Raw genomic sequence first — 20,344 nt, forward strand, 5'->3', positions numbered from 1 at the left:
GCGGGGGCGAGCGGGACGGGACTCTCCATTGTCCCTTAGTACGTGCGGGTGGTCAGTCGCCCGGGGTGAAGCCGAGGGTCACGGTGCCGGAACCGGCGCTCGCCGTGATCGTGCGCGGCGAGCCCGAGTCCGCCAGCAGTGGGGCGATCCGCGGGGCGTCCCCGGCGCTGCGGGCGCTGACCCGGTATGTCGAGCCGGGCGGGACGGTGGCCCGCACCGAGCCGGAGTCGCACGCCAGGGTGAGCTGGTCCGGCGGCTGCGCGAAGGCGAGGTCCGTCTGCCCCGAGTCCGTCGAGGCCCGGACGCCGGCCGAGGCCAGCCGCATCCCGCTGATCCGGCCGCTGGTGAGCCGCGCGTCGATCGGGCCGGAGTCCCGGTCCAGGTCCAGCTCCCCCGAGGTGCCCCGCAGGTCGAGCGCGCCGCTCAGCCCGGCGATCCGGCCGTAGCCCGAGGTCATCCGCACCGTCACCGCCGTCGCCGCGGGCACCTGGAGATCCAGCGCGACGCTGCAGCCCGGTTCGCCGATCCCGAGGATCCGCGTGCAGCTCACGCTGATCCGCAGCGTGTGCCCGTCCAGGGTCTGCTCGACCCTGGGGCGGCGCAGTGTCCAGTTGAGCTGCGGGGTCAGCACCACCGCGTCGTCGGAGCCGGCGATGACATCGGCCGAGCCCTCCTGGAGGTCCAGCACCACCGCGGTGACCGAGGTGTAGCGGCTGGACACGGTGCTGCTCTGCCCGGCGAGCAGGCCGCCGGCCTCGCCGGCGCCGATCACCATCACGACCGCGGCCACCAGCACGCCGAGGGTCCGCCAGAGCCTGCGCTGCATCGTGCCGCCACCGTCCGCGGCCGGCTGCCCGTCCGCCATCGGCTAGCCCTCGCCCAGGAAGCGCAGCACGGCCAGCACCCGGCGGTGGGTGTCGTCCGCGGCGGGCAGGTCGAGCTTGCCGAAGATGCTGTTGATGTGTTTGGCCACCGCGCTGTCGCTCACCACCAGCGAGCGGGCGATCGCCGCGTTGGAGTGCCCCTCGGCCATCAGGCCCAGCACCTCGCGCTCGCGCGGTGTCAGCCGCTCCAACGGGTCCCGGTGCCGGCGGACCAGCAGTTGGGCGACGACCTCCGGGTCCAGCGCCGTGCCGCCGGCCGCGACGCGCTGCAGGGCGTCCACGAAGTCGTCCACATTGGCGACCCGCTCCTTGAGCAGGTAGCCCACCCCGCTGGTGTTGGTGGAGAGCAGGTCGGCCGCGTAGCGCTCCTCCACATACTGCGAGAGCAGCAGTACGGCCACCTCCGGCCACTGCCGGCGGATCATCAGGGCGGCCCTGACCCCCTCGTCGGTGTAGTCCGGCGGCATCCGGACGTCCACCACCACGACCTGCGGCGCGTGCTCCTCCACCGCGACGAGCAGCGCCTGCGCGTCGCCGACCGCGGCCACCACCTCGTAGCCCACCGCCTCGAGGACCTTGACCAGGCCGACCCTCAGGAGGACCGAGTCCTCGGCGATCACAGCTCGCACGGCAACTCCACGGTGATGGTGGTGGGACCCCCGAGGGGGCTGGTTATGGAGAGGACGCCGTCGACCGAGGCGGCGCGCTTGCGCAGCCCGGTCAGCCCGGTGCCCTTGGCGGGGTCGGCGCCGCCCACCCCGTCGTCGGTGATGACGATCCGCAGCAGCGGGCCGGAGCGGCGGACCGCCAGGTCCACCCGGGAGGCCCGGGCGTGCTTGGCGACGTTGGCCAGCGCCTCGGAGACCACGAAGTACGCCACCGCCTCGACGGTCGGCGAGACGCGCTCGGGCAGGTGGACGTCCAGCCGCACCGGCACCGGCGCGCGGGCGGCGATGCCGGAGAGCGCGGCGTCCAGGCCGCGGTCCTCCAGCACCACCGGGTGCAGCCCGCGGACCAGGTCGCGCAGCTCGACGATGGCGGCCTGCGCCTCCTCGTGCGCCTCGACGATCACCCGCATCACCTCCGGCGGCACGTCCTTGAGCGTCTTGCGGGCCAGGCCCAGGTTCATCGCCAGCGAGACCAGCCGCTGCTGGGCGCCATCGTGCAGATCCCGCTCGATCCGGCGGCGCTCGGCGTCGGCGGCGTCGACCACGCCGGCCCGGCTCTCGGCGAGGTCCTCCACCCGGCGCTCCAGCTCGCGGGCGCGGTTGGGGCCGAGCAGCGCGGCGGCGGCCGTCCGGTCCACCTGGTTGACCTGGCCGGCCAGCCAGGGCGCGGCGGTCAGCAGGGCCAGGCCGATCAGGGTGAGCCAGCTGTCGTAGGTTTCCCAGCCGATCCCGTGGACGGAGTTGCCGAACGGCGTCATCCAGGCCCAGCCCAGCACCGTGGCCAGCAGCCCGCCCGCTCCCCAGAGGAGCAGCACGCACACCCCGGCGGCGGCCAGCAGCGGCCCGACCACGAAGTGGTAGAACGCCTGGCGCCAGGTCGACTCGGTGCGCAGCCACCCCAGCGGACTGCGCAGCAGGCCGCCGGTCGGTACGGACCGGCGGGCGGGGATGTCCAGGCCGGCGAGCACCCGGAACCGGCTGCGCTGAACCGCCGTCAGCGCTCCCAGGCAGAGCATCAGCAGCACGAGGAGCGGCACACTCAGCACCGGCGTCGTCAGGATCGCCAGCACCGGCAGCGCGAACGGCACCCCGGCGGCCAGCAGCAGGCACTCCCGCCCCGCGGCCGCCGACCAGGGCGCGGGACCGAGGCGCGTCCAGGGCCGGGAGCGCGCGGCGAATCCGGGCTGCCTCGCGAACCAGTCGCGCAGCCTGCTGACGGTGGGCATGCGGATCAGCTTAGGGGTTGTGATCATGGCGCGGCACTGGCCCTGGCACCCGGGGCGGGGTGGTGCTGGGTACATCCCCGAAACGGCAGTGGGCGCCAATGACATGACCCGGCTTCAGCGCGATTCTGGACACCATGAAGAGGAGCACTAGCCACTCGGCCGGCACCCCGTGGTCGGTCCGCACCAGCGCACGCCGGGACGGACGTCCGGTCCTGGAGATCTACGAGCACGGCGAGTTGCTGGACGTCGTGGTCGCCTCCTCGTTCACCGGCGAGCTGCTGCGCGGAGCCCGGCGGTGCTCGGGCGGCGGGCGCAGTGCGGGTCTCGCGTGGGGGCGGCTGGCCGCCGACCACTCGCTGCCGCAGGTGGCGTTCAGCGCCGGGCGGCTGCGGCCGCGCTGGCGACCGGTCCAGTTGGCCGTGGTGGCGCGGGAGTTCTGGGTCGCCCGGTCCGTCGACGGCGTGGCGGGCGTGCTGCTGCGGCACCCGGACGGCAGCACCGAGCACCTGCGTCCGCACCGCTCGGGCGGGCACTGCGCCCGAGCGGTCTGAATTCGTTCGCGGCTTGTCGGACCCGGGTGCCACGATGGGGCCATGACGACGACCACGCCGCTGACACCGCCCGAGACGCGCTCACGCGAGGAGCTCGCCGCGCTGGTCGCGGCGGGGGCGCGCCCCAAGTACCTGCTGTTCTGGGGGCATCGGCCGGAGCGGGACGGCGGGATCGGGCCCGGGTCGCTGAGCCAGTGGTGGCCGGCCGCCTTCGTGGTCGACGGGGTGCGCTACGCCACCGCCGAGCACTGGATGATGGCGGGCAAGGCCCGGCTGTTCGGTGACGCGGAGCTCGTGCCGCGGATCCTGGCCGCGCGCACGCCCGCCGAGGCCAAGAAGCTCGGCCGCCTGGTGCGCGGCTTCGACGACCGGCGCTGGGACGAGGCGCGCTTCGAGCTGGTGGTGGCGGGCAACGTCGCCAAGTTCGGGCAGGACGAGGCGCTGCTCGGCTATCTGCTGGGCACCGGCCAGCGCGTCCTGGTGGAGGCCAGCCCGGTGGACCGGATCTGGGGCATCGGTCTTGCGGCCGACAGCGAGCTCGCCATCGATCCGGCGCGCTGGCGCGGGTTGAACCTGCTGGGCTTCGCGCTGATGGAGGCCCGCAAGCAGCTCGCCGAGTGACGCAAGGACCCCCACCGCGGCGGGCGCAGTGGGGGTCCTTGCGGTTCAGCGTCGGTTCAGCAGCCGATCAGGCGGGCGCCCAGGTAGGACTTGACCTGGTCGAGCGAGACCCGCTCCTGCGCCATGGTGTCGCGGTCGCGGATGGTGACCGCGTTGTCCTCGAGGGTGTCGAAGTCGACCGTGACGCAGAACGGCGTGCCGATCTCGTCCTGGCGGCGGTAGCGCTTGCCGATCGCGCCGGCGTCGTCGAACTCGACGTTCCAGGCGGTGCGCAGGTCGGCGGCCAGGCCGCGGGCCTTCGGCGAGAGGTCGGCGTTGCGCGACAGCGGCAGCACCGCGACCTTGACCGGCGCGAGCCGCGGGTCCAGCCGCATGCCGACGCGCTTCTCCATGACGCCCTTGGCGTTGGGCGCCTCGTCCTCGAAGTAGGCGTCGATCAGGAAGGCCAGCATCGCGCGGTTGAGGCCCGCTGCCGGCTCGATGACGTACGGGAAGTACCGCTCGCCGGACTCCTGGTCGAAGTACTTGAGGTCCTGGCCGGAGTGCTCGCTGTGCACGGTCAGGTCGTAGTCGGTGCGGTTGGCCACGCCCTCCAGCTCGGAGAACTCGCTGCCGCCGAAGTTGAAGCGGTACTCGATGTCCACCGTGCGCTTGGCGTAGTGCGAGAGCTTCTCCTTCGGGTGCTCGAAGAAGCGCATGTTCTCGGTCCGCAGGCCGAGGTCGACGTACCAGTCCCAGCGCTGCTGGAGCCAGTAGTCGTGCCACTGCTCGTCCTCGCCCGGCTTGACGAAGAACTCCATCTCCATCTGCTCGAACTCGCGGGTGCGGAAGATGAAGTTGCCGGGCGTGATCTCGTTGCGGAAGCTCTTGCCGGTCTGGGCGATGCCGAACGGCGGCTTCTTGCGCGAAGTGGTCTGCACGGCCTTGAAGTTGGTGAAGATGCCCTGTGCCGTCTCGGGGCGCAGGTAGGCCAGGCCGGAGGCATCCTCGGTGACCCCGAGGTGCGTCTTCAGCATGCCCGAGAACTCCTTGGGCTCGGTGAAGGCGCCCTTGGTGCCGCAGTGCGGGCAGTTGAGGTCGGCGAGGCCGTTGACCGGCGGCTTGCCGTGCTTGGCCTCGTACGCCTCCTCCAGGTGGTCGGCGCGGTAGCGCTTGTGGCAGGAGGTGCACTCGGTCAGCGGGTCGTTGAAGGTCGCGACGTGGCCGGAGGCCTCCCAGACCTCGCGGGCCAGGATCACCGACGAGTCGATCCCGACGACGTCCTCCCGAGCGGTGACCACCGAACGCCACCACTGGCGCTTGATGTTCTCCTTGAGCTCCACGCCGAGCGGTCCGTAGTCCCACGCGGCGCGCGTACCGCCGTAGATCTCGCTGCAGGGGTAGACGAAGCCACGGCGCTTGCTCAGGCTGACGATCGTGTCGATCTTGTCGGCGGCCACAGTGCTCTCTTCAGTACGACGACGCGGTCAAGGACCAGGGCGGGGCGCAGACAGGGCCCGCGCCGAGAGGTGGGCGGCGCGACCTTAACCGCGCACCCGAATACCCCAGGTTACCGGCCCGGTGGGTGGGAGTTTCAAATCGATGGGCAAAGATCGGGCGACATCCAGGAATGTTGACAATCATTTCCAATTAAGATGATAATGATTTTCATCATGCTCTGCCGCCACCGGCGACGGCGACGGTCGGCCCCGGACCGGAACCGATCACAGTCGACGCCCGCGAGGCCCCTGCCGGGAGTGCGGGGCTGGCACAATGAGCAGTGACTCGACCCCACCCCCAGGAGGATCCCCGGTGACCACCGCAGGCCCGTCGCCACGCGCCCGATCCACCCGGCAGCGCGCCGCCGTCTCCGCTGCGCTGGATGAGATCGAGGACTTCCGCAGCGCGCAGGAACTGCACGACATGCTCAAGCACCGGGGCGACTCGGTCGGCTTGACCACCGTCTACCGCACGCTGCAGTCGCTCGCCGACGCCGGCGAGGTGGACGTGCTGCGCACCTCGGACGGCGAGGCGGTCTACCGCCGGTGCAGCAGCGGACACCACCACCACCTGGTCTGCCGCAGCTGCGGCAGCACGGTGGAGGTGGAGGGCCCGGCCGTCGAGCGCTGGGCCAACGCCATCGCGGCCGAGCACGGGTTCAGCGATATCGCGCACACGCTGGAGATCTTCGGCACCTGCGGCGACTGCGCCGCCAAGCAGCAGTCGGCCTGAGCACAGCCGACAGACGCGACGGAGGGCCGGCCCGAGTTTCGGGCCGGCCCTCCATGCTGTCCGGGCGGGCTCAGCGCTGCGGCGGCACCTCGGCGGTGGTCGCGTCGTTCGGCAGCGCCCCGCCGAAGCGGCGGTCCCGCATCGCGAACTGCTCGCAGGCGTTCCACAGATCGCGCCGGTCGAAGTCCGGCCAGAGCACGTCCTGGAACACGAACTCCGCGTAGGCGGACTGCCAGAGCAGGAAGTTGGAGGTGCGCTGCTCACCGCTGGGGCGCAGCAGCAGGTCCACGTCGGGCATGTCGGGGTGGTACATGTAGCGGGCGAAGGTCTTCTCGTTGACCTTCTTGGGGTCGAGCCGGCCGGCTGCCACGTCGGCCGCCATCGCCGCCGCGGCGTCCGCGATCTCGGCCCGGCCGCCGTAGTTGACGCACATGTAGAGCGTGACGGCGTCGTTGCCCTTGGTCTGCTCCTCGGCCACCTGGAGCTCCTGGACCACGCTCTTCCAGAGCTTGGGCATCCGGCCGGCCCAGCGGATCCGCACGCCCATCGCGCCCAGCTCGTCGCGGCGGCGGCGGATGACGTCCCGGTTGAAGTTCATCAGGAACTTCACCTCGTCCGGCGAGCGCTTCCAGTTCTCGGTGGAGAACGCGAAGAGCGAGACGTTCTTCACGCCGATCTCGATCGCGCCCCTGAGCACGTCGAGCACCACGCTCTCGCCGACCTTGTGGCCCTCGGTGCGGGGCAGGCCGCGCTCCTTGGCCCACCGGCCGTTGCCGTCCATCACGATCGCCACGTGGCCGGGCACCAGTTCCCCGGGGAGCTTCGGCGGCCGGGCGCCGCTCGGGTGCGGGGTCGGGGGGAGGTACTCCCGCTGCTTGCTGCCGCCGAAGAGCCGTCGCGCTGCCATGCTCACTTCTCCACGTATCTCATCGAGCGGATGCCCCGCTCGAGGTGCCACTGCAGGTAGGCGGCGACCAGGCCGCTGCCCTCCCGCCAGTACCTCGGTTCACAGGTGTCGGCCGTCTGCCAGTCGCCGGACAGCAGCGCGCCGAGCAGGACCAGTGTCTCAGGGGAGGGTACGGCACAGCCAGGCACACGGCAGTCCGCGCACAGCACACCGCCGGCCTGCAGCGAGAAGAACCGGTTGGGGCCGTCCAGGCCGCACTTGGCGCAGTTGGTGAAGCTGGCGCCGTAGCCGTTGACGGCCAGCGAGCGCAGCAGGAAGGCGTCCAGGACGAGATGCGCCTCGTGCGCTCCGGCCGCGAGCGTCCGCAGTCCGCCGACCAGCAGCAGGTACTGCTGGACGGCGGGCTCGCCCTCGTTCTCGGCGAAACGTTCCGCCGTCTCCAGCATGGCCGTCCCGGCGGTGTAGCGGCCGTAGTCGGTGACGATGCTGCCGCCGTACGGCGCGATGGTCTCGACCTGGGTGCAGAGCGGCAGCGAGCGGCCCACCAACTCGCTGCCGCGGCTGAAGAACTGCACGTCGACGTGGGAGAACGGCTCCAGCCGGGCGCCGAACTTCGACTTGGTCTTGCGCACCCCGCGGGCGACCGCCCGGACCTTGCCGTGCTGGCGGGTGAGCAGGGTGATGATCCGGTCGGCCTCGCCGAGCTTCTGGGCCCGCAGCACGACACCGTCATCGCGCACCAGGCTCATCGCCGCACCTCACGACGGAGCGGCGGGCGGGCGGCACGGGCTTGCGGACGGCAGGACGGGGAGGCCATCCCCCCATTCTCCCGCACCCGGCAGCCGCGCTACCTCGGGGTGCGGGTGGCGGCTTCCAGCAGTCGGCGGATGGTGTCCTCGCCGAGCCGCAGGCACCCGCCGACGGTGGCCAGCACCTCGCGCTCCTGCGGGAGGTAGCGGCCGTCGGCCAGCGCGATCCAGGCACCCTGCAACAGCAGGCGCTCCAGGCCCTGCTGGGCCAGGTGCGGGGCCAACGGTTCGAGCGCCGCGTGCAGTTCGACGGCCAGCCCGCCGCCGAGGCCGGGCACGTCGACCGGCTCGCCGTCGTCGCAGCCGGAGAGCGCGGCGAGTGCGGCCAGCACCTGGGCCTCGCCGCAGTCCTCGAAGCCGGCCGCCTTGATCACGGCGCAGGCCTCGCTGCGCGCGGCGGCGGTGCCGGTGCCGCCGGCCGCGAGCACGGCCAGCGCGACCGTGTACTGCGCGTCGCGGAGCATGGCGGTGAGCCGCACGCTGGTGGGCTGCTCCAGGCTCTCCAGGCCGTAGCGGCCCTGACAGGAGGTGCACTGGACGCTGCCGATCACCGGGCCCAGCGGCAGCAGCGGTGAGCCGAACAACCGCAGCCACCGCCGGCCGTGCTGCCGGCGGTAGTTGCGGTCTCCACCGCAGCCTGGGCAGAAGAAGTCGCCGAGCACATCCGTCCGCCACCTCGGGCGAACACCCCACAACCGTGTCACGGCGCCAACTCCCCAGACATGGCAGGCGGCCTGCACGTCGACGGGCAGGTCACGCGACCGGAGCTGGAGGTCGTCCCACCGACCCCCGCTCCGGTGCGTCGATGTTGCCACGGTTACCGACATGTGTCAGCACCTCCAACACCCGTCGACGGGAAAAAATGTGTCCCAGACCACATCTGCCCCAGCAGGTCCACACGTTCGGGTCAGCGGCGGCTGGCCCGGTTGACGGCGCTGATGATCGCCTTCAGCGAGGCGCGCACGGTGTTGGCGTCGATCCCGACGCCCCACAGCACCTGGTCGCCCACCGCGCACTCGACGTAGGCGGCCGCCTGGGCGTCGCCGCCCTGGCTCAGCGCGTGCTCGGCGTAGTCCAGGACCCGGACGTCGACGCCGATCCGGGCCAGCGCGTCGGCGAACGCGGAGACCGGGCCGTTGCCGGTGCCCGCCAGCGTGGTCTCGACGCCGTCCAGCACGGCGGCGGTGGACAGCGTGTCGCGGCCGTCCGCGGTGGTCAGGCTCTGCTCGCCGCGCAGCGCGATCCGGCCCCACGGGTTCTGCGGGGTGGGCAGGTACTCGTCCTGGAAGACCGCCCAGATGTCGGCCGGGGTGACCTCGCCGCCCTCGGCGTCGGTCTTGGCCTGGATGATCCTCGAGAACTCGATCTGCATCCGGCGCGGCAGGTCCAGCTTGTGGTCGTTCTTCAGGACGTAGGCGATCCCGCCCTTGCCGGACTGGCTGTTGACCCGGATGACGGCCTCGTAGCTGCGGCCGACGTCCTTCGGGTCGATCGGCAGGTACGGCACGCCCCAGGTGTAGGAGCCGACCGGCACGCCCGCCGCGGCCGCGTCGGCCTCCAGGGCGTCGAAGCCCTTCTTGATGGCGTCCTGGTGCGAGCCGGAGAAGGACGTGTAGACCAGGTCGCCGGCGTACGGGTGGCGCTCCGGTACGACCATCTGGTTGCAGTACTCGTACGTGCGGCGGATCTCGTCGATGTCCGAGAAATCGATCATCGGGTCGACGCCCTGCGAGAACAGGTTCATCCCCACGTTGACCAGATCCAGATTGCCGGTTCGCTCACCCTGACCGAACAGGCAGCCCTCGACCCGGTCGGCGCCGGCCATCACGGCCAGCTCGGCGGAGGCGACGCCGGTGCCGCGGTCGTTGTGCGGGTGGGTGGACAGCGCGATGAACTCGCGGCGCGACAGGTTGCGCGACATCCACTCGATCTTGTCGGCGTACACGTTGGGGGTCGAACGCTCCACCGTGGTGGGCAGGTTCAGGATGATCTCGCGGCCCTCGCCGGGCTGCCAGACGTCCATCACGCCCTCGCAGACCTCCAGGGCGAAGTCCAGCTCGGTGTCGATGAAGATCTCCGGCGAGTACTGGTAGCCGAAGACGGTGTCGTCGCGCAGGATCTTCTCGGCGTACTCCATGACCAGCCGGGTGCCGTCCACCGCGATCGCCTTGATGTCCTCCCGGCTGCCCCGGAAGACCACCCGGCGGAACAGCGGCGAGGTGGCGTTGTACAGGTGCACGGTGGCGCGCGGGGCGCCGACCAGGGACTCCACGGTGCGCTCGATCAGGTCCTCACGGGCCTGCGTCAGCACCGAGATGGTGACGTCCTCGGGGATCGCGCCCTCGGTGATCAGCGAGCGGACGAAGTCGAAGTCGGTGGCGCCGGAGGACGGGAAGCCGACCTCGATCTCCTTGTAGCCCAGCCGGACCAGCAGGTCGAACATCTTGCGCTTGCGGGCCGGCGACATCGGGTCGATCAGCGCCTGGTTGCCGTCCCGCAGGTCGGTGGACAGCCAGCGCGGCGCCTTGGTGATCACCTGGCTCGGCCACGTGCGGTCCGGCAGGTCGACGGTGCCGAACGGCACGTAGCGCTCGAACGGCATCCCGGACGGCTGCTGGCGGACGCCGGCCGCGGTGATCGGAGTGGGCCGGTCGACGAACGCGCGAGCGATGGAGGACTGCTCAGTCATGGTGAGGCTCTCGGCTTCTCTTCGGGTGCGGGCGGGGTCGGGGCGGCGTTCACCCGACGGGCCGACTGGCGCTGCGCAGAGCAGGAGATGGGTGCGCACACCAAAGACTCCGCGGCGAGGGGGCCGGCCTTGAATCGATCTACAGGCCCTCGACGCGGCAGCTAAGAAGAAGCAGCCCGTTACGCATGATGCGGACCAGCGTAGCCGAGCGACTGTCGGGGCCGAAGTGAAGTCCACGACCTTTCCACGCCTTGAGACGGCCGCCCGCACCGGTCGCCGGATCCCGGTGTCGAAAAAAGCGCGCAATTCCCAGCGCTGGGTAGCAGACTGGCGACCATGCGTATACAGGTGACCAGGACCGGCGGCCTCGCGAGGCACACCACACGAGCCGAGCTGGACACCGCCGAGCGGCTCGACGCCCCGCATGTGCACGCGCTCGCCCGCGAGGCCGTCGCCGGCGCCGCCCGCATCGCGTCCTACGGCGTGCCGGACGGCTATCACTACGAGATCGTCGTGGACGGCCGGGCGGTCCACTGCGCGGACCCGAAACTGACCGACTCCCAGCACGAGTTGGTCTCCCTGGTGCTGCGCCAGGGGGTCCCGCGCGGCTGAGACCGGGGGTCAGGGCGCGACCGGGCCGTCGATCCAGTCGCGGTCGATGGTCAGGGTCTGGCCGCCGTAGGACTCAGTGACGTTGCCCCGGTACTGGTGGAGGCGGCCGTGGGCGGACCAGAGGCTGTCGTCGAGCCCGCCGCTGCCGTCCGTGGTGGCCCGCCCGTCCCAGCGGGCGTACCAGACGGCGTCCGGGAGCGGCGAGGTGCCGGCCTCGGCGGCGGCGGCGAGGTCCGAGATGCCGGAGCCGAGGCTGGAGTAGAAGCCGGAGCGGTAGCCGAGCCGGTGCAGCTCCTGGGTCCAGGCGACGGTGAAGTCGACCACGGCCTGCCCGCAGGACGCGTCGGACCCCGAGTACGCCTCGACGTCGAGGTAGACCGGGCTGCCCGCGCCCAGGCCGAGCGCCTGCAGCGCGTTCGCCGCGCCGTCGGCCTCCGCCGAGCCCTGGTCGGCGGCGTTGGCCGGGTCGATCCGGTGCGGCTTGCTCCCGGAGCCGCTGCAGGGCGCCTGCGGTCCGACGTCGATCGGCAGCAGCTGCCAGCCCATCGCGTGGACCTGGCGCACCCAGTCGGCGCTCAGCTCCGCCTGGTGGCAGGCCCGCTGCTCGCCGCTGATGTAGATGCCGGCCGCGCTGTAGGGCGAGGAGTCCCACCAGGCCTGCATGGTGTCCACCGGTGGGGCCTCGCAGGTGTCGAACCCGGCGCCGGTGTAGGTGGGCTGGACGTCACGCCCAAGACCGGTCAGCACGGTGCGGGTGACCCCCGGTGGGACGAAGGCCCCCGCGGGGGCCGCGTCCAGCGCGAACGACAGGACGAGACAGAGCGTGGTGAGCGCCGTGGCGCGGAGAGATCGCACAATCCAGCATGTGACGATCCATCATTTCATCTGCGTAGCAGCGCCGCGCGGCGACGGACTTCACCCCTCCGGCGGAGGCCAGGACGGGCGCGGGAAGTCGGTGGGTCCGACTTTCCGCGCCCGTTCGCCCGCAGCGGGCCGATTCGCCGTCAGAAACCGAGCTTGCGCAGCTGCTTGGGGTCGCGCTGCCAGTCCTTGGCGACCTTGACGTGCAGGTCCAGGTAGACCGGAGTGCCGAGCAGCGCCTCGATGTGCTTGCGGGCCGTGGTGCCCACGTGCTTGAGGCGGGCGCCCTTGGCGCCGATGACGATGGCCTTCTGGCTCTGCCGCTCGATGTAGACGTTCGCGTGGATGTCCAGCAGCGGACGGTCGGCCGGGCGCCCCTCGCGCGGGATCATCTCCTCGACCACCACGGCCAGCGAGTGCGGCAGCTCGTCGCGCACGCCCTCCAGGGCGGCCTCGCGGATCAGCTCGGCGACCATGATCACCTCGGGCTCGTCGGTCAGGTCGCCGTCCGGGTAGAGCGGCGGACCCAGCGGCAGCAGCGGGGTGAGCAGGTCGGCCAGCAGGTCCACCTGCTTGTCGCCGACGGCCGAGACCGGGATGATCTCGGCCCACTCGATGCCCAGCTCCAGGCCGAGCTGGTGGATGGCGATCAGCTGCTCGGCGAGCTTCTTGGAGTCGACCAGGTCGGTCTTGGTGACAATCGCCACCTTGGGGGTCTTCTTGACCTCGGCCAGCTCCTTGGCGATGAACTTGTCGCCGGGGCCGAGCTTCTGGTCGGCGGGCAGGCAGAAGCCGATCACGTCGACCTCGGCCCAGGTGGAGCGGACCAGGTCGTTGAGGCGCTCGCCGAGCAGCGTGCGCGGCTTGTGCAGACCGGGGGTGTCCACCAGGACGAGTTGGGCCTCGGGGCGGTGCACGATGCCGCGCACGGTGTGCCGGGTGGTCTGCGGACGGTCGGAGGTGATCGCGACCTTCGTCCCCACCAGGGCGTTGGTCAGGGTCGACTTACCCGCGTTGGGACGGCCTACGAAGCACGCGAAACCCGAGCGGTACGGGGCAGCCGGGGAAGAAGGAGTGTCGCTCATGGGACCCATTCTCCCTGATCACCCGGACCGGACCGGACAGGCCCGCGTACGACGGCCCGCTGCGGGCCCGCCGGTCACGTTCCGTGCTCACTTGCGGCGCGACTGCAGCGCCCCGATCAGGGTGAGCAGCAGCAGGACCAGCGAGCCCGCCAGCCAGTAGGGCGACTGCGTCTCGTGCCAGCGTCCGAGCCCCATCAGGACGGCCAGCAGCGCGGCGAAGAACGCGAGTACACCCATGCCGAGTCCCATCCCCCCGAGTCACAGGTGAGATTATCGGACTACTTAGCGTGGTGTCAGCTTGCGTCGACCCGCGTCCGCAGCACACCGTCCGGTCCGGCCAGCAGCAGCGGCGTGCCGGCTCCGCCCAGCTCCCGGACGACGGCCAGGTCAGCCTCGGTGGGAGCCTGCTGCGCCGTCACGACCACCGCCGCCTCCAGGCCCTTGGCGCCGCTCGCCACCGCCATCGCCACCGCCGTCTGCACGGCGCTCAGCGCCAGCGACGGCAGCGCGACCGTCCCCGCGACGTAGGTGCGGCCGGTCTCGTCGCGCACCGCCGCTCCCTCCGCCACCTGGTTGCGGGCCCGGGCGGAGCGGGCCAGGGTGACGAGCTTCTGGTCTTCGGCGTCGAGGGCGCGATCAAGGTCAGTCATGCCGCTGAGCATAAAACAATTAGTCGGTCTGCTCGGGGCTGTCCTGGAGCCGGCGGACCGGCGTGGCCACCACGGTGCCGATGCGGTTGCGGCGCCCGGCCGAGCTCTCCGCGGTCAGCCTGATCGCGCTGAGCCCGGTCGACTCGTCCAGCGGCACCGGCACCTCGCAGGCGGAGCCGGGGATCGGCACCCGTCCCAGGTGCTTGGCGAGCAGGCCGCCGACCGTCTCGATGTCCTCGTCCTCCAGCTCGATGCCGAAGAGCTCGCCGAGGTCCTCGACCAGCAGCCGGGCGGTGATCCGGAACGAGCCGTCACCGAGGTCCTCGATCGGGGCGATCTCCCGGTCGTACTCGTCGGTGATCTCGCCGACGATCTCCTCCAGGATGTCCTCGATGGTGACCAGGCCGGCCGTGCCGCCGTACTCGTCGATCACGATCGCGACGTGCGAGCGCATCTGCTGCATCTCGCGCAGCAGGTCGCCGGCCGGCTTGCTGTCCGGGATGAAGACAGCCGGCCGCATCATGGTGTCCACCTGCTCGGACTCGGCGTCCCGGCTGATGTGGGTCAGCCGGACCAGGTCCTTGAGGTAGACGATGCCGACCACGTCGTCCTCGTTCTCGCCGACCACCGGGATCCGCGAGAAGCCCGAGCGCAGTGCCAGGGTGAGCGCCTGACGGACCGTCTTGTGCCGCTCGATCATCACCAGGTCGGTACGCGGCACCATCACCTCGCGCACGATGGTGTCGCCCAGTTCGAAGACCGAGTGCACCATCCGGCGCTCGTCGTCCTCGATCAGGTCGTCCTTCTCGGCGAGGTCGACCAGCGCGCGCAGCTCGGCCTCCGAGGCGAACGGCCCCTCGCGGTAGCCCTTGCCGGGCGTCAGCGCGTTGCCCAGCAGGATCAGCAGCCGCGGGATCGGGCCGAGGATCCGGGCCAGCGGCAGCAGCACGAACGAGGCTGTGGTGGCCGAGGTGAGCGGGTGCTGGCGCCCGATCGTGCGCGGCGAGACGCCGACCGCGACGAACGAGACCAGCACCATCACACCGAACGCCACCAGCACGGCCTGCCAGGTCTGCTGGAAGGACCGGACGCAGACCACCGTCACCAGGACGGCGGCAGCCACCTCGCTGGCCACCCGGATCAGGGTGGCCAGGTTGAGGTAGCGGATCGGGTCGCTCGCCAGCGTCAGCAGCCGGTCCGAGCCGCGCCGACCGGCCCGGACGGCCTCCTCGGCGCGGAACCGGGAGACCCGGGAGATCCCCGCCTCGGCGCAGGCGGCCAGCCAGCCGACCATGACCAGCAGACACGCCCCGACCAGAAAACTCGTACTGTCACCGCTCATCGCGGATCAGTGCGTGGTGGGCGCCGGGGAGAGCCCCGACAACCCGCGACCGGTACGCCAGTCGTCCAGGATGCGCTTCTGGAGGGCGAACATGGTGCGCTCCTCCTCCGGCTCCTCGTGGTCGTAGCCGAGCACGTGCAGCACCCCGTGGACGGTGAGCAGTTGCAGCTCCTCGTCCATCGAGTGCTGCGAGGGAGCCGCAAGACCCTGGGCCTTGGCCACCTCCGGGCAGAGCACGATGTCGCCGAGCAGGCCCTGCGGCAGCTCCTCGCCCTCCTTGCCCGGACGCAGCTCGTCCATCGGGAAGGACATCACGTCGGTGGGACCGGGCAGGTCCATCCACTGGATGTGCAGCTGCTCCATCGCCTCGCTGTCGATGAGGATCACGGACAGTTCGGACTGCGGGTGGATCCGCATCTTGTCGAGGGCGAAGCGGGCGACGTCGAGGATGGCATCCTCGTCGGCGTCCCAGCCGGACTCGTTGGCGATGTCGATGGACATGAAGAGGTCTGCGCTCAGCTTTCGGTGCGATGGGGCTGTCGGGGCGTGCGGGTGTTGCGACGGGGCGCGGGCTTCTTCGCCTTGGCGCCCGCCGGGGTGTCGTCCTCGGCGTTCTCCAGGGCGTCCCAGCGCTCGTAGGCGTCCACGATCCGGCCGACCAGCTTGTGGCGGACCACGTCGGTGCTGGTCAGGATCGAGAAGTGGATGTCCGGGACGTCCGCGAGGATCTCCTGGACCACCTTGAGGCCGCTGCGGGTGCTGCCCGGGAGGTCGATCTGGCTGGTGTCGCCGGTGACCACCACCCGGGAGTTGAAACCGAGCCGGGTGAGGAACATCTTCATCTGCTCGGGCGAGGTGTTCTGGGCCTCGTCCAGGATGATGAAGGCGTCGTTGAGGGTGCGGCCGCGCATATAGGCGAGCGGGGCGACCTCGATGGTGCCCGCGGCCATCAGCCGGGGGATGGAGTCGGGGTCCATCATGTCGTGCAGCGCGTCGTAGAGCGGCCGCAGGTAGGGGTCGATCTTCTCGAAGAGCGTGCCGGGCAGGAAGCCGAGCCGCTCACCGGCCTCGACGGCGGGCCGGGTCAGGATGATCCGGTTGACCTCCTTGGCCTGCAGGGCCTGGACGGCCTTGGCCATCGCCAGGTAGGTCTTGCCGGTACCGGCCGGACCGATGCCGAAGGTGATGGTGTGCCGGTCGATCGCGTCGACGTAGTTCTTCTGGTTCTCCGTCTTGGGACGGATCGTGCGGCCCCGGTTCGACAGGATGCTCGCCGTGAAGACCTGGGACGGGCTCTCGCCGGCCCCGGCGGGGTCGGCGGCGGCGTTCCTGAGCATCGCAATGGACCGCTCCACGGCGTCCTCCGTCAGGGGTTGGCCGGTGCGCAGCACCAGCATCATCTCGTTGAAGAGCTGCTGGACCAGGACGATGTCGGCACGTTCGCCGGTTGCGGTGACCTCGTTGCCCCGGACGTGGATGTCGGTCTCGGGGAAGGAGCGCTCGATCACTCGCAGGAGGGAATCGGTGGCACCGAGCAGGGTGACCATCGGGTGCTTCTCGGGGATCACGATCCGGGCGCTGGCGCCGTTCGTGGCCTGCGGGCGGTGCTGTGCGGTGTCACTCATAGGGTCACTCATGGGTCGGCGCTGAGGCCTGCCTCTTCCCATCCGTGGTCTCGGGGTGCCGCTCGGTCGGTTCCGGGGTCACCAGGGTACGCCGCGCGGTCGTCAGCCGTGCTGCGGCCTGATCGATGGTCGGGCAGTTCCGGCGGTGATGCCACCCCTTTTCGGCCCTCATCGGCGGGACGGCACCGGAATCCGGGCCAGGTCCTCGGCGACCACCAGCTCGCCGTCGAAGTGCGCGCGGGCCTCGGCGAGATGTCCGTCCAGGTCCGGGTAGCGCTGCGAGAAGTGGGTCAGCACCAGGGTCCGGACGCCGGCCGCGGCGGCGACCTGGGCCGCCTGGGCGGCGGTGAGGTGGCCGTGCTCCTTGGCGAGACGGGCGTCGGCGGCCAGGAAGGTCGCCTCGATCACCAGCAGGTCGGCCCCCTCGGCCAGCGCGTGGACGCCGTCGCAGAGCCGGGTGTCCATCACGAAGGCGAAGCGCTGGCCGGGCCGGGCCTCGCTGACCTCGGCCAGGGTGACCGTACGGTCGTCCAGCTGGATCCGGCCCTCGCGCTGGAGCCGGCCGACATCCGGTCCGCGGACCCCGAGGGCGGCCAGCCGCTCGGGCACCAGGCGGCGGCCGTCCGGCTCGGTGAGCCGGTAGCCGAAGGAGTCCACCGGGTGCGAGAGCTGGACGGCCGACAGCTCGAAGGGCGCGCCGGCGCCGTCCAGCGGGCCGGCGGCGGCGATCGGGTGCGGGCGCAGCTCGGCCGTCTCGTGGAAGGCGGTGGCCTGCCGCAGCCGGTCGAAGAAGACCTGGCCGGAGGCCGGGTAGTAGGCGTGCACCGGGTGCGGGACCCGGTCCAGGTTGATCCGCTGGATCACCCCGGCCAGACCCAGGCTGTGGTCGCCGTGGAAGTGCGTCACGCAGATCCGGGTCAGGTCGGTGGCCGAGACGCCCGCGTACAGCATCTGCCGCTGGGTGCCCTCCCCCGGGTCGAAGAGCAGTCCCTCGCCGTCCCACCGCAGCAGGTAGCCGTTGTGGTTGCGGTGCCGGGTGGGCACCTGGCTGGCCGTGCCGAGGACGACGAGTTCGCGCATGGACACCGGATCAGACCAGGCCCTCGGAGAAGCCCCGGCCGCCCAGCAGGTGGACGTGCGCGTGGAACACGGTCTGCCCGGCGCCCGCACCGGTGTTGAAGATCAACCGGTAGCCGGAGCCGTCGAGCTTCTCGTCGGCGGCCACCTCGGCCGCCTCGGAGAGCAGCGCGCCGGCCAGCGCGGGCTCGGCGGCGGCCAGCGCGCCGGCGTTCGGGTAGTGCGCCTTGGGGATGACCAGGATGTGCGTGGGGGCCTGCGGGTGGATGTCGCGGAAGGCGAGGGTGCGCTCCGACTCGCGGACCACGGTGGCCGGGATGTCGCCCGCCACGATCTTGCAGAAGAGGCAGTCGGGGTCGGTCGGTTCGGCCATGGGTCACTCTCCGGGGAACGTGGTCGGGCGGCTCGTCGGACGTGCCGTCAAACTACCGGACAGGCAGTGGCGCAGGGACGGGCCCCCGGAGCTCAGGACCAGCGGCCCGCGCGGCCCAGCAGCAGCGCGCCGGCCGCGACGCCCGCCGTCGAGGTGCGCAGCACCGACGGGCCCAGCCGGTACGGCTTCGCGCCGGCCGCGGCGAAGGCCGTCAGCTCCTCCGGGCTGACCCCGCCCTCGGGCCCGACGATCAGCATGATGTCCCCGGCCGTCGGCAGCGGCGCCGCCGCCAGCGGCTCGGCGCCCTCCTCGTGCAGGACGGCCGCCAGCGCCGCCGCGGCCAGCAGCGGGGCCAGCTGGCGGGTCGTCATCACCTCGCGCACCTCGGGGAAGCGCAGCCGGCGCGACTGCTTGCCCGCCTCGCGCGCGGTGCTCCGCCACTTGGCCAGCGCCTTGGCACCGCGCTCGCCCTTCCACTGGGTGATGCAGCGCGAGGCGGCCCAGGGGATCACCACGTCGACACCGACCTCGGTCATCGTCTCGACCGCCAGCTCGCCGCGGTCGCCCTTGGGCAGCGCCTGGACGACCACGATCCGCGGGCTCGGCGCGGGCTCGGCGACCGTGTCGGCGAGGGTCACGTCCAGGGCGTCCTTGCCGAGCACGGCCGTCACCGTGCCGTGGCCGCCGAGGCCGAGCCCGTCGGTGAGGGTGATCGCCTCGCCCACCTCAAGCCGCTTCACGGCTGCGGCGTGCCGCCCCTCGGCTCCGTCCAGCCTGACCACGGCGCCCGGCGAGGCGGCGGCGAGGCGGTCGGTGTCGACGACGAAGACGGGCGCGGTCATGGGGCGTTCCTCACAGAATGATGGCCGGCCCCCGCCGCACAGCGGGCAGGGACCGGCCAGTTGGTTCTGACAGCTCAGCGTTCGTGACCGCTCAGCGGCCGTTGAAGGCGTCCTTCAGGCGGGAGAACAGACCCTGCTGACCGGGTGCGAAGGTGCCCGAGGGCCGCTCCTCGCCACGCAGCACCGCCAGGCGGCGCAGCAGGTCCTCCTGCTCGGGGTCGAGCTTGGTGGGCGTCTGCACCTCGACATGCACTATCAGGTCGCCTCGGCCGCCCCCGCGAAGGTGCGTGACGCCCCGGCCGTGCAGCGGGATCGACTGGCCGGACTGGGTGCCGGGCCGGATGTCGACCTCCTCCAGGCCGTCCAGGGTCTGCAGCGGCACCTGGGTGCCGAGCGAGGCCGCCGTCATCGGGATGGTGACCGTGCAGTGCAGGTCGTCGCCGCGGCGCTGGAAGGTCGGGTGGGCGGTCTCGGCGATCTCGACGTAGAGGTCGCCGGCCGGGCCGCCGCCGGGGCCGACCTCGCCCTCACCGGCCAGCTGGATCCGGGTGCCGTTGTCGACACCGGCCGGGATCTTGACGGTCAGCGTGCGGCGGGCGCGCACCCGGCCGTCGCCGGCGCACTCGGGGCACGGGGTCGGCACGACGGTGCCGAAGCCCTGGCACTGCGGGCAGGGGCGCGAGGTCATGACCTGGCCCAGGAAGGACCGGGTGACCTGGGAGACCTCGCCCTTGCCGCGGCACATGTCACAGGTCTGCGCGGAGGTGCCGGGGGCGGCACCCTCACCGCTGCAGGTGGTGCAGGTGACGGCCGTGTCGACCTGGAGTTCCTTGGTCGTGCCGAAGGTGGCCTCGTCCAGGGTGATCTCCAGGCGGATCATGGCGTCCTGGCCGCGCCGGGTGCGCGACCGGGGGCCGCGCTGGCCTGAGGCGGCGCCGAAGAAGGCGTCCATGATGTCGGAGAAGCCGAAGCCGGCCGCGCCCGCGCCGAAGCCGCCACCGCCGCCGTTGGGCGACAGCGGGTCGCCGCCGAGGTCGTAGACCTGCCGCTTCGCGGGGTCGGAGAGCACCTCGTAGGCGGCGTTGATCTCCTTGAACCGCTCCTGAGTCTTCGGGTCCGGGTTGACGTCCGGGTGCAGTTCACGCGCGAGGCGCCGGAACGCCTTCTTGATCTCGTCCTGCCCCGCATCCCGTCGGACGCCGAGTACCGCGTAGTAGTCCGTGGCCACCAAATGCTCCGCTTGTTCCGCCTCTAGAAGGTGCTGCGACTGGTCCGGACGCGCCCAGGTGAGCCCGCCCGCATCACTATCTC

23 protein-coding genes are annotated in these 20,344 nt (G+C 71.5%); 4 read left to right on the forward strand and 19 right to left on the reverse strand.

All coding sequences use genetic code 11. From position 1 onward, the window contains the following. Nucleotides 1-52: 52 nt before the first annotated feature. From P3T34_RS13220 to P3T34_RS13230, 3 genes are read right to left on the reverse strand one after another with little or no spacing between them, the layout of a single operon-like run. Nucleotides 53-865 (reverse strand): DUF4097 family beta strand repeat-containing protein, encoded by an 813-nt coding sequence (locus tag P3T34_RS13220; protein WP_280666232.1) that lies wholly within the window; start codon nt 863-865, stop codon nt 53-55. 3 nt (nt 866-868) lie between these two features. Next, nucleotides 869-1,513, reverse strand: a complete 645-nt coding sequence (locus P3T34_RS13225; protein WP_280666233.1) for a response regulator transcription factor — start codon at nt 1,511-1,513, stop codon at nt 869-871. After that, nucleotides 1,501-2,778, reverse strand: a complete 1,278-nt coding sequence (locus tag P3T34_RS13230) for a sensor histidine kinase (protein WP_280666234.1) — start codon at nt 2,776-2,778, stop codon at nt 1,501-1,503. The genes P3T34_RS13225 and P3T34_RS13230 overlap by 13 nt, the downstream gene beginning before the upstream one ends. Before the next feature lie 134 nt (nt 2,779-2,912). Here P3T34_RS13230 and P3T34_RS13235 point away from each other — a divergent pair, with 134 nt between their 5' ends. Together P3T34_RS13235 and P3T34_RS13240 are read left to right on the forward strand one after the other, a co-directional pair. Further along, a complete protein-coding gene (locus P3T34_RS13235) occupies nt 2,913-3,329 on the forward strand; it encodes a hypothetical protein (protein ID WP_280666235.1) in 417 nt (138 codons plus the stop codon). A gap of 42 nt (nt 3,330-3,371) precedes the next feature. Then, complete coding sequence (locus tag P3T34_RS13240; RefSeq protein WP_280666236.1) at nt 3,372-3,950, forward strand: NADAR family protein; 579 nt, start codon at nt 3,372-3,374, stop codon at nt 3,948-3,950. A 56-nt stretch (nt 3,951-4,006) separates the two neighbouring features. On the opposite strand, the gene P3T34_RS13245 is transcribed toward P3T34_RS13240, so the two are convergent. Beyond that, nucleotides 4,007-5,389, reverse strand: coding sequence for a glycine--tRNA ligase (locus P3T34_RS13245; protein ID WP_280666237.1), 1,383 nt, complete (start codon nt 5,387-5,389; stop codon nt 4,007-4,009). 352 nt (nt 5,390-5,741) lie between these two features. Between P3T34_RS13245 and P3T34_RS13250 the strand changes: the two genes are divergently transcribed. Continuing rightward, complete coding sequence (locus P3T34_RS13250) at nt 5,742-6,161, forward strand: Fur family transcriptional regulator (protein ID WP_280666238.1); 420 nt, start codon at nt 5,742-5,744, stop codon at nt 6,159-6,161. A gap of 70 nt (nt 6,162-6,231) precedes the next feature. Here P3T34_RS13250 and P3T34_RS13255 read toward each other — a convergent pair whose 3' ends face one another. The 4 genes from P3T34_RS13255 to leuA all read right to left on the reverse strand — a co-directional run bounded on the left by P3T34_RS13255 (nt 6,232) and on the right by leuA (nt 10,566). Continuing rightward, nucleotides 6,232-7,068 carry an isoprenyl transferase gene (locus P3T34_RS13255; RefSeq protein ID WP_280666239.1) on the reverse strand — a complete coding sequence of 279 codons (837 nt, stop codon included), beginning with the start codon at nt 7,066-7,068 and terminating at the stop codon, nt 6,232-6,234. Nucleotides 7,069-7,070: 2 nt separating this feature from the next. Next, complete coding sequence (gene recO, locus P3T34_RS13260) at nt 7,071-7,817, reverse strand: DNA repair protein RecO (RefSeq protein ID WP_280666240.1); 747 nt, start codon at nt 7,815-7,817, stop codon at nt 7,071-7,073. Between the two features lie 98 nt (nt 7,818-7,915). After that, complete coding sequence (locus P3T34_RS13265) at nt 7,916-8,581, reverse strand: TerB family tellurite resistance protein (RefSeq protein WP_280666241.1); 666 nt, start codon at nt 8,579-8,581, stop codon at nt 7,916-7,918. A gap of 203 nt (nt 8,582-8,784) precedes the next feature. After that, nucleotides 8,785-10,566 carry a 2-isopropylmalate synthase gene (leuA, locus tag P3T34_RS13270; protein ID WP_280666242.1) on the reverse strand — a complete coding sequence of 594 codons (1,782 nt, stop codon included), beginning with the start codon at nt 10,564-10,566 and terminating at the stop codon, nt 8,785-8,787. Nucleotides 10,567-10,902: 336 nt separating this feature from the next. Here leuA and P3T34_RS13275 point away from each other — a divergent pair, with 336 nt between their 5' ends. After that, entirely contained in the window at nt 10,903-11,178 is a 276-nt protein-coding gene (locus P3T34_RS13275; RefSeq protein WP_280666243.1) for a protealysin inhibitor emfourin, read from the forward strand. Nucleotides 11,179-11,187: 9 nt separating this feature from the next. Here the strand turns inward: P3T34_RS13275 and P3T34_RS13280 are convergent, their stop codons facing one another. The 11 genes from P3T34_RS13280 to dnaJ form a co-directional block, all read right to left on the reverse strand. Continuing rightward, a complete protein-coding gene (locus tag P3T34_RS13280; protein ID WP_280666244.1) occupies nt 11,188-12,033 on the reverse strand; it encodes a DUF1906 domain-containing protein in 846 nt (281 codons plus the stop codon). A gap of 149 nt (nt 12,034-12,182) precedes the next feature. Beyond that, a complete protein-coding gene (gene era, locus P3T34_RS13285; RefSeq protein WP_280666245.1) occupies nt 12,183-13,124 on the reverse strand; it encodes a GTPase Era in 942 nt (313 codons plus the stop codon). An 87-nt stretch (nt 13,125-13,211) separates the two neighbouring features. Then, entirely contained in the window at nt 13,212-13,361 is a 150-nt protein-coding gene (locus P3T34_RS13290) for a hypothetical protein (protein WP_280666246.1), read from the reverse strand. Between the two features lie 56 nt (nt 13,362-13,417). Beyond that, entirely contained in the window at nt 13,418-13,786 is a 369-nt protein-coding gene (locus tag P3T34_RS13295) for a cytidine deaminase (RefSeq protein WP_280666247.1), read from the reverse strand. A 7-nt stretch (nt 13,787-13,793) separates the two neighbouring features. Next, nucleotides 13,794-15,116, reverse strand: coding sequence for a hemolysin family protein (locus tag P3T34_RS13300; protein WP_280666248.1), 1,323 nt, complete (start codon nt 15,114-15,116; stop codon nt 13,794-13,796). 6 nt (nt 15,117-15,122) lie between these two features. After that, entirely contained in the window at nt 15,123-15,617 is a 495-nt protein-coding gene (ybeY, locus tag P3T34_RS13305; protein WP_280666249.1) for an rRNA maturation RNase YbeY, read from the reverse strand. Nucleotides 15,618-15,631: 14 nt separating this feature from the next. Next, a complete protein-coding gene (locus tag P3T34_RS13310; protein WP_280666250.1) occupies nt 15,632-16,741 on the reverse strand; it encodes a PhoH family protein in 1,110 nt (369 codons plus the stop codon). Nucleotides 16,742-16,909: 168 nt separating this feature from the next. Further along, entirely contained in the window at nt 16,910-17,827 is a 918-nt protein-coding gene (locus tag P3T34_RS13315) for a ribonuclease Z (protein WP_280666251.1), read from the reverse strand. A 4-nt stretch (nt 17,828-17,831) separates the two neighbouring features. After that, nucleotides 17,832-18,191, reverse strand: a complete 360-nt coding sequence (locus P3T34_RS13320; RefSeq protein WP_280666252.1) for a histidine triad nucleotide-binding protein — start codon at nt 18,189-18,191, stop codon at nt 17,832-17,834. 92 nt (nt 18,192-18,283) lie between these two features. Further along, nucleotides 18,284-19,033, reverse strand: a complete 750-nt coding sequence (locus P3T34_RS13325) for a 16S rRNA (uracil(1498)-N(3))-methyltransferase (RefSeq protein ID WP_280666253.1) — start codon at nt 19,031-19,033, stop codon at nt 18,284-18,286. 91 nt (nt 19,034-19,124) lie between these two features. Next, nucleotides 19,125-20,261: a molecular chaperone DnaJ gene (gene dnaJ / locus P3T34_RS13330; RefSeq protein ID WP_280666254.1), complete on the reverse strand. Its 1,137-nt coding sequence runs from the start codon at nt 20,259-20,261 to the stop codon at nt 19,125-19,127. Between the last annotated feature and the right edge of the window lie 83 nt (nt 20,262-20,344).

The sequence above is a fragment of the Kitasatospora sp. MAP12-44 genome, from assembly GCF_029892095.1.
GTDB lineage: Bacteria > Actinomycetota > Actinomycetes > Streptomycetales > Streptomycetaceae > Kitasatospora.